A 6,233-nucleotide genomic window follows, 5' to 3' on the forward strand; every position below is an offset into this window, starting at 1 on the left:
TTTGGAAGAATTAAAAGAAATTTCAATTATAATTCCTACTTTTAATGAAGCGGAAAACATAGGTGCACTTTTTGAGAGGATAGCAGCCTCTCTAGCTAATTATGATTATGAAGTCATCATAGTAGATGATAACAGCCCGGACAATACTTCGAAAGTAGCTGTCCAAGAAGCAAAAAGACTTGATATTGAAAAAAACGTAAGAGTTATTGTAAGGAATAATGAAAGGGGGCTATCAACAGCGGTGCTAAGAGGAATGAATGAAGCTAAAGGTAAGGTTCTTGTCGTAATGGATGCCGATCTCCAACATCCTCCTGAGAAAATTCCAGATCTGTATAGGAAAATAGCTATTGAAAATTATAAAATTGTAATAGCTACAAGAATGGGGAAAAATGGTTACAAAAACATGCCTACATATAGAAGATTAATTTCAAAAATAGCTGGAGGGCTTGCAAAGCTATTACTGCCAAAACTAAAAAATGTCAGCGATCCTATGTCGGGCTTTTTTGCGCTTAAAAGGGAAGTGTACTTAGAAACGAAAGATAAGCTGAATCCTAAGGGATATAAGATACTTCTAGAAATTATAGTAAAAAGCCATGTAAAGCAAAATGATATTGGAGAGATAGAATACGTTTTTGAGAAAAGATATGCGGGAAAAAGTAAGCTTGGTTTAAAAGAGTATATCAATTATATTCTCCATCTTCTGTCTTTAAATGAATATAGAATTCTTAAGTTTATGCTAGTGGGATTGTCCGGAACTGCTGTTAATGAAGCAGCTTTGTGGATATTTCACTATATTTTCCATCTACCATTATATATTTCTGGCGCTTTTTCTATAGAACTAAGCATAATTAACAATTTCATATTGAATTCTATTTATACATTTAAAAGCTCTGAAAAAAGCATCACTTTTAAAAAATTTTTTAGATATCATATTTCTTCTGCAATAGGAATTTCTATTAACTATGTCATATTACTGTTTTTAAGCACTATTTTGAAAGTGGAACCTTTAATATCAAATTTGGTCGGCATAATTTTTGGTTTCGTAGCAAATTATCTGTTGAGTGAACATTATGTTTGGAAGATTGAAGATTCTGGACTAAATAGCCAATTCAGTAAAAGGAGGGTTCCAGTATGATGAGCTTTATTTCCTATGATGAATTTATAAAACAAATTGAAAACTGTAAAAAATGCGAGCTTTATCTCAGCAGAACTAAACCAGTGGTTGGAGAAGGTAACTTAAATTCTAAGTTTGTATTAATAGGAGAGGCGCCGGGTAAAAATGAGGACATTTATGGTAGGCCTTTTGTTGGAAGGGCAGGCAAAGTATTAAACAGAGCCCTAGATGAGATTAAGGTTGATAGAATTAATGTGTACATTACAAACGTTGTGAAATGCAGGCCGCCAAAAAACAGAAAGCCAAAAACAAATGAAGTTCTTTCATGTTTACCCTATTTGATATTTCAATTGATGTATATAAATCCTTTAAAAATTGTCCTTTTAGGTAGTACAGCTGTAAAATATTTGTACGATGAATCTTTTCCTTATAAGAAAATTCCTAAAGAAAAAAAGATCTCGGAAATCAGAGGGAAATTAGGAAATTTCAAAGCCTATGATAGAACTTTCCAGACTTATGCTACTTATCATCCTGCAATGATTTTGAGAAATCCCCGATTGTATGAAGTTTTCAAGGAAGATTTAGATATGTACCTAAAAAGCTGATTTCTTAACATTTGAAGCAAGGAATGCTTTTGCTTACATATTAATCTTCTTTTTCGTATGATAAATAAGGAGGGAGAAAAATGCTGCAATAGCACTACCTACTCCCCAAAATAATAGCGTCTCAAAAATTATGTTTTGGCTAGGTATTACCAATTTTACTTGCGAAGAAGGACTTGTTGAATATAATAAATTTGCATTAAAAGAGTAGAATAAAAAGGGCAAAATACAAGATATCGAGTTTTCCAAAAGGTATAGCCTATTATCATAAGTAAGCAAATTGCTACTAGAATATTGATAATAAGCTAATGGAATAAATAGTGAAATGCCATTTGAAAGAAGATTTGAGTAAAAGATTTCAAAATTATAAAGATCTTCATTATAATATTCTTGCATTGTGTATTCATCTATATAATTCATGGACGATAATAGAGACGTTGCATCGTATGTAAGTACTGAAGCTAAAGAATACTTTAGAAATATATCTGTTGAATTAGAGCAAATTTTGTTATATATATCTAATAGCTCTTTATAATAGTTCTGGACGGATGCATCTGAAGATTGAGAAATAATGCTATTAATATAGTTCAAGATTATACTCAAAAAATCGATATACTGTTTCATAGAATTTTGAAAAGCTTCTAAATTCAATAATTGTCCTTCACTTATATTCAATTTACTCATATCGTACCAAGTTTTCGCTGTTTCCAGTCTGCCAATAGCATATGCTAAATAATAGGCGGTATCATTTTGCTGTTGGGATTGTGATGCCATATTTAAATAGCCTTGCGCCTCCCATATCCTTTCTTCTTCGGTTGAGAAGATTTCAAATAAACTGATCGGTATTTTATCGTTATTGGTTAATTTATTTTCATCTTCTAAAGTTTTCTCTTTTAATTCATTGATAGTTTCATTTACTTTTTTGATGTACTCCTCTACTAATGTTTTATTATTCAAAGATTGCTGCAAGTAATAATACAGTGAATCTATGTAAAGGGTAAAGGACAAGCTCGATGCTGTATAATTTTCGCCTTGACTTACGAGATTAGTTATATCGGTAAAATTGCTTATTGAAAAATTATAAGAAATTTCTTTCGTTTTATTCATAAAATATAAAGCCACTTCTCCCATATAGTTTGAAATATCAGTTGGCATAACAGCGTTCATATATATTGAAGGTAAAGCATTAATGCCTCTTAAAGAGTTAGAAAGAGAAGCTATGCCACCAACTCCAATTATGTTTATATTTCCGATATTTTGGATGCTATTGGTTTCAGCAAGTAAGTTGTAGTTTGAATATGGAAGGTAAAAATAAGAGGCACCACTATTTATTGAGGCATTAAGCTTATCCTCTACTCCACCTATGATGACAGACAGACCGTCGATATTTATTGCACCAGTTATAACACTGGAAGAAAGAGAAGTTGGGTTCATATCTTTAGCGAGCATATAAAAAGCTTCTGCTATAGCTAGGCTTGCACTTGGCCCCTCAATTTGTGTTAAGGGACTTGTGAACTCAATAATTCCATTATAATTCATTGGATTTTTATTCGCCATCAAAAGCCCAACGTAGAATGCTACTGCAGCAGAATTGAGAGTATCGTTCCCAGCAAAAAGTGCTCCTTTAATGTAAATGTTGCCAGAACCATTTGGAATAAGAGATATCTTTAATTTTAAAATGACTCCGCCTTTTTCAGTCACTGCCGGAACAAATATTTCAATGCTCTTTCCTGCTATCTCAGATGCATTAGTTATTATTGGATAAACGACTAAAAACAGAATGAACAATGACGTAAAGAATAAAGCGAAAAACTTTTCTGACTTATTTCTATAATGCCTCAATTTTATTCCTCCAATATAGTTAAAATTTTATATCCGTTATTATTTAATATTCTAAACAAGTTATTTTCAATATTTTAGATTTGAATAATTAAAAATTTAAAGGAATGAATATAATGAGTAATGACAAAAAAAGCGAACTAAAAAAATTTCTAGAAGAAAAAATTGGACAGTTGAAAAAAGAGCAGGAATATTACGAATTTTTGCTCGCGATTCTTGAATCAGGAATCTCTTCTCAAAAACAAAATTATCAAGAAGAAAAGGAAGAAAGCGTTGAGATAAAAGTTAATAAAAAATCTATAGCTATCATTTCTATGTCGTCTTCTTATATAAAATTAAGACCGCTATTCGATGTAGAAAAAAACGAAGATATGCTTAAGGAACTGAAAAAAGATATTGAACTTATAGCAGAAGATGCGAAAACTTCTGTTATTGAAGATAGGAACCTTGTTAAGGAAATCTCTATTGAAATAAAAAAATTGACCCCTTTATCGATAAAGGGAATTTCTGAAGCTTTAAAGCTTTTTATTACAGATTATTATAAAAATATAAATAAAATATCGGAATAACTTTATGGATTTTGCTCCTCTTCGACTTGCTTGAGTTGCATTCTGTACATTTCAACCAATTCCTTGCAAGTTGTAGCATCTTCAGGACCTTTATCTGGTCTCCAATTAATAAATCTAGGGAATCTTATACTTAAGCCAGCCTCTTTACTTATTTCTCCCTTTGCACAAGTATGCAATGGACTCAAAGTTAATTCTGCTCCTATGACTTCGACGACTTTTTTCGGTATCAGCCATACATCAGGAGTTATCTCGCTTATAACTCTAGGATCTTTATGATCAATGATGTAGCCCTTGAACTCTTCTGTCATTTTATCTAGTTCTTCGTCTGTAAACCCAGTTCCAACCTTACAGACAGTCCTAAAAACATCTGCATCTGGATCGTAGCCTGCAACAAGGATTGTACTGAGCTTACCAGCCCTTTTTCCTTTGCCATAGAATGCACCTACGACAACTAAGTCGACTGAATCGCTCATTTCGCTTCTGTAATCTCTTTTATACTTTATCCACAACCATCCTCTGTTTCCAGCCTGATAAATGCTCTTTTCGCTTATTGATTTTATCATTACCCCTTCCGCTCCATTACTGATAGCTTCATAAAACATCTTTTCAAGATCTTCCGCATTATCTATATATTTGTATTGAGCAATTTGCATATCATCACTCTGAGCAATAACGCTTTCAAGATACTTTCTTCTTTCAGGAAGAGGAAAGTTAGTAAGGTCTTTGCCGTCAACATAAATAGCATCAAACAAGAAAACACTCACTGGTACTTCTTTCATCATTTTTGTAATGTCATGTTTTCTTTTCCTTGTCATGAGTATTTGGAATGGTCTAAGCTCTCTTGTATCAGGATCAATGGCAACTATTTCTCCCTCAACTATAGCTTCATTAGCCTTAATATATTTCCTTGAGTACTCTACTACGTCTGGATATTGGTGCGTTATATTCTCAAGTCTTCTAGAAAAGATTGTAATTTCATCGTTGGACTTGTGTATTTGTGCCCTTTCTCCATCATATTTATATTCAACATATGCTTTTCCGCCAACCTTTTCTAACATAACTTTTGGATCATTATGTCTTTCTGCTAACATCGGCCTAATCGGTATGCCAACTTTAGGAGTAATATTCTGCAAAGCATTGATGCCATCTTTGACTAAAATCTCTGCTATATCTCCTAGATCTGCTCTCAAGTTATAAGCTCTTTCTATAATGGGTCTGTTTGCATCAGTTCCAGTAAAGGCTATCGATAAAGCATCCATAACTGTTGCATCTCCAATATTTATTCTCAATCTACCTTCAACAAATCTCACAATAAATCTAGCTTCAATAGGTTGCGCATCTTTCAAAAGCCCAGCAAGAACTCTAAGTTTTATATCTCTGCTGCCTTCCCCTTCCGCAGTAGCTATTTTCACAAATGATTCATATATTTTTTTCACGCTTAGCTTTTCTTTTTTCTGAACTCCTAAAAATGATGTCAATGTACCTGCAGTAGCATCTTTGCTTGCTTTAATCTGCTCAATAGCTTTTCCAAGATCACCAACTTCTTTGTAAATTTTATTTATTTGTTCTTCTTTTACATTCAGTGCTATACTAGCTGCCTTAATTAAAAGCTTTTCAGCAACACCTATTTCTGGCATGCCCTTCCAATCTGGCCATAATCTTCCTTGTATTAAATAAACTACAATCTTTACTTCATCTTTAGAAGTTTGTTTGAATAAGTCTACAAGAGCGTTAGTTAAAGCGATCCTTGATGAAATTTTTTCTAAAGCGTCAAAGGTTCTTGCAATTATCTCGAAATCCATAGAAAATTACCCCAAGATATATTTATATTTTTTTATATATTAATAATTAAACAATTTCATATCAAGAAAAAAATAAAATATCCGTTCTATGTGATTTATGCAAGATGATGATAACCGGCAAGCATGAGACTTTTGTCAATGATTAATCAGAGTTAAACTGATCGTTTTGTAGTTTCAAACAATACACCAAACCCTATGTTAGTTTTTCGATGGCAACTTATTCTCCCTTCGGGAAATCATTAGTTTTCCTCATTTATTCATGAATGCTTCTTTCTTACGCAGAACAGTGAGAGCTTTTTCTAGGATC

Annotated in this window: 5 protein-coding genes; 3 read left to right on the top strand and 2 right to left on the bottom strand. The window is 32.6% G+C overall.

Going from position 1 to position 6,233, the window contains the following annotated elements; genetic code table 11:
* The first annotated feature begins 1 nt into the window (after position 1).
* Positions 2-1,135 (top strand): glycosyltransferase, encoded by a 1,134-nt coding sequence (locus tag ACP5SL_RS02585; RefSeq protein ID WP_014557447.1) that lies wholly within the window; start codon positions 2-4, stop codon positions 1,133-1,135.
* On the top strand, positions 1,132-1,719 hold the full coding sequence (locus tag ACP5SL_RS02590) for a uracil-DNA glycosylase (protein WP_272985847.1): 588 nt from the start codon (positions 1,132-1,134) through the stop codon (positions 1,717-1,719). Before ACP5SL_RS02585 ends, ACP5SL_RS02590 begins: the two co-directional genes overlap by 4 nt.
* A 33-nt stretch (positions 1,720-1,752) precedes the next feature.
* Here the strand turns inward: ACP5SL_RS02590 and ACP5SL_RS02595 are convergent, their stop codons facing one another.
* The gene (locus tag ACP5SL_RS02595; RefSeq protein ID WP_014557445.1) at positions 1,753-3,558 is read right to left on the bottom strand and encodes a S16 family serine protease; all 1,806 of its coding nucleotides are present in this window, start codon (positions 3,556-3,558) and stop codon (positions 1,753-1,755) included.
* Positions 3,559-3,671: 113 nt separating this feature from the next.
* Here ACP5SL_RS02595 and ACP5SL_RS02600 point away from each other — a divergent pair, with 113 nt between their 5' ends.
* The gene (locus ACP5SL_RS02600) at positions 3,672-4,124 is read left to right on the top strand and encodes a hypothetical protein (RefSeq protein ID WP_148683492.1); all 453 of its coding nucleotides are present in this window, start codon (positions 3,672-3,674) and stop codon (positions 4,122-4,124) included.
* 2 nt (positions 4,125-4,126) lie between these two features.
* On the opposite strand, the gene ACP5SL_RS02605 is transcribed toward ACP5SL_RS02600, so the two are convergent.
* Positions 4,127-5,926 carry an ATP-dependent DNA ligase gene (locus ACP5SL_RS02605; protein ID WP_014557443.1) on the bottom strand — a complete coding sequence of 600 codons (1,800 nt, stop codon included), beginning with the start codon at positions 5,924-5,926 and terminating at the stop codon, positions 4,127-4,129.
* Positions 5,927-6,233: the final 307 nt, after the last annotated feature.

The sequence above is a fragment of the Fervidicoccus sp. genome (assembly GCF_049967375.1).
GTDB classification, from domain to species: Archaea; Thermoproteota; Thermoprotei_A; order Sulfolobales; family Fervidicoccaceae; genus Fervidicoccus; species Fervidicoccus fontis.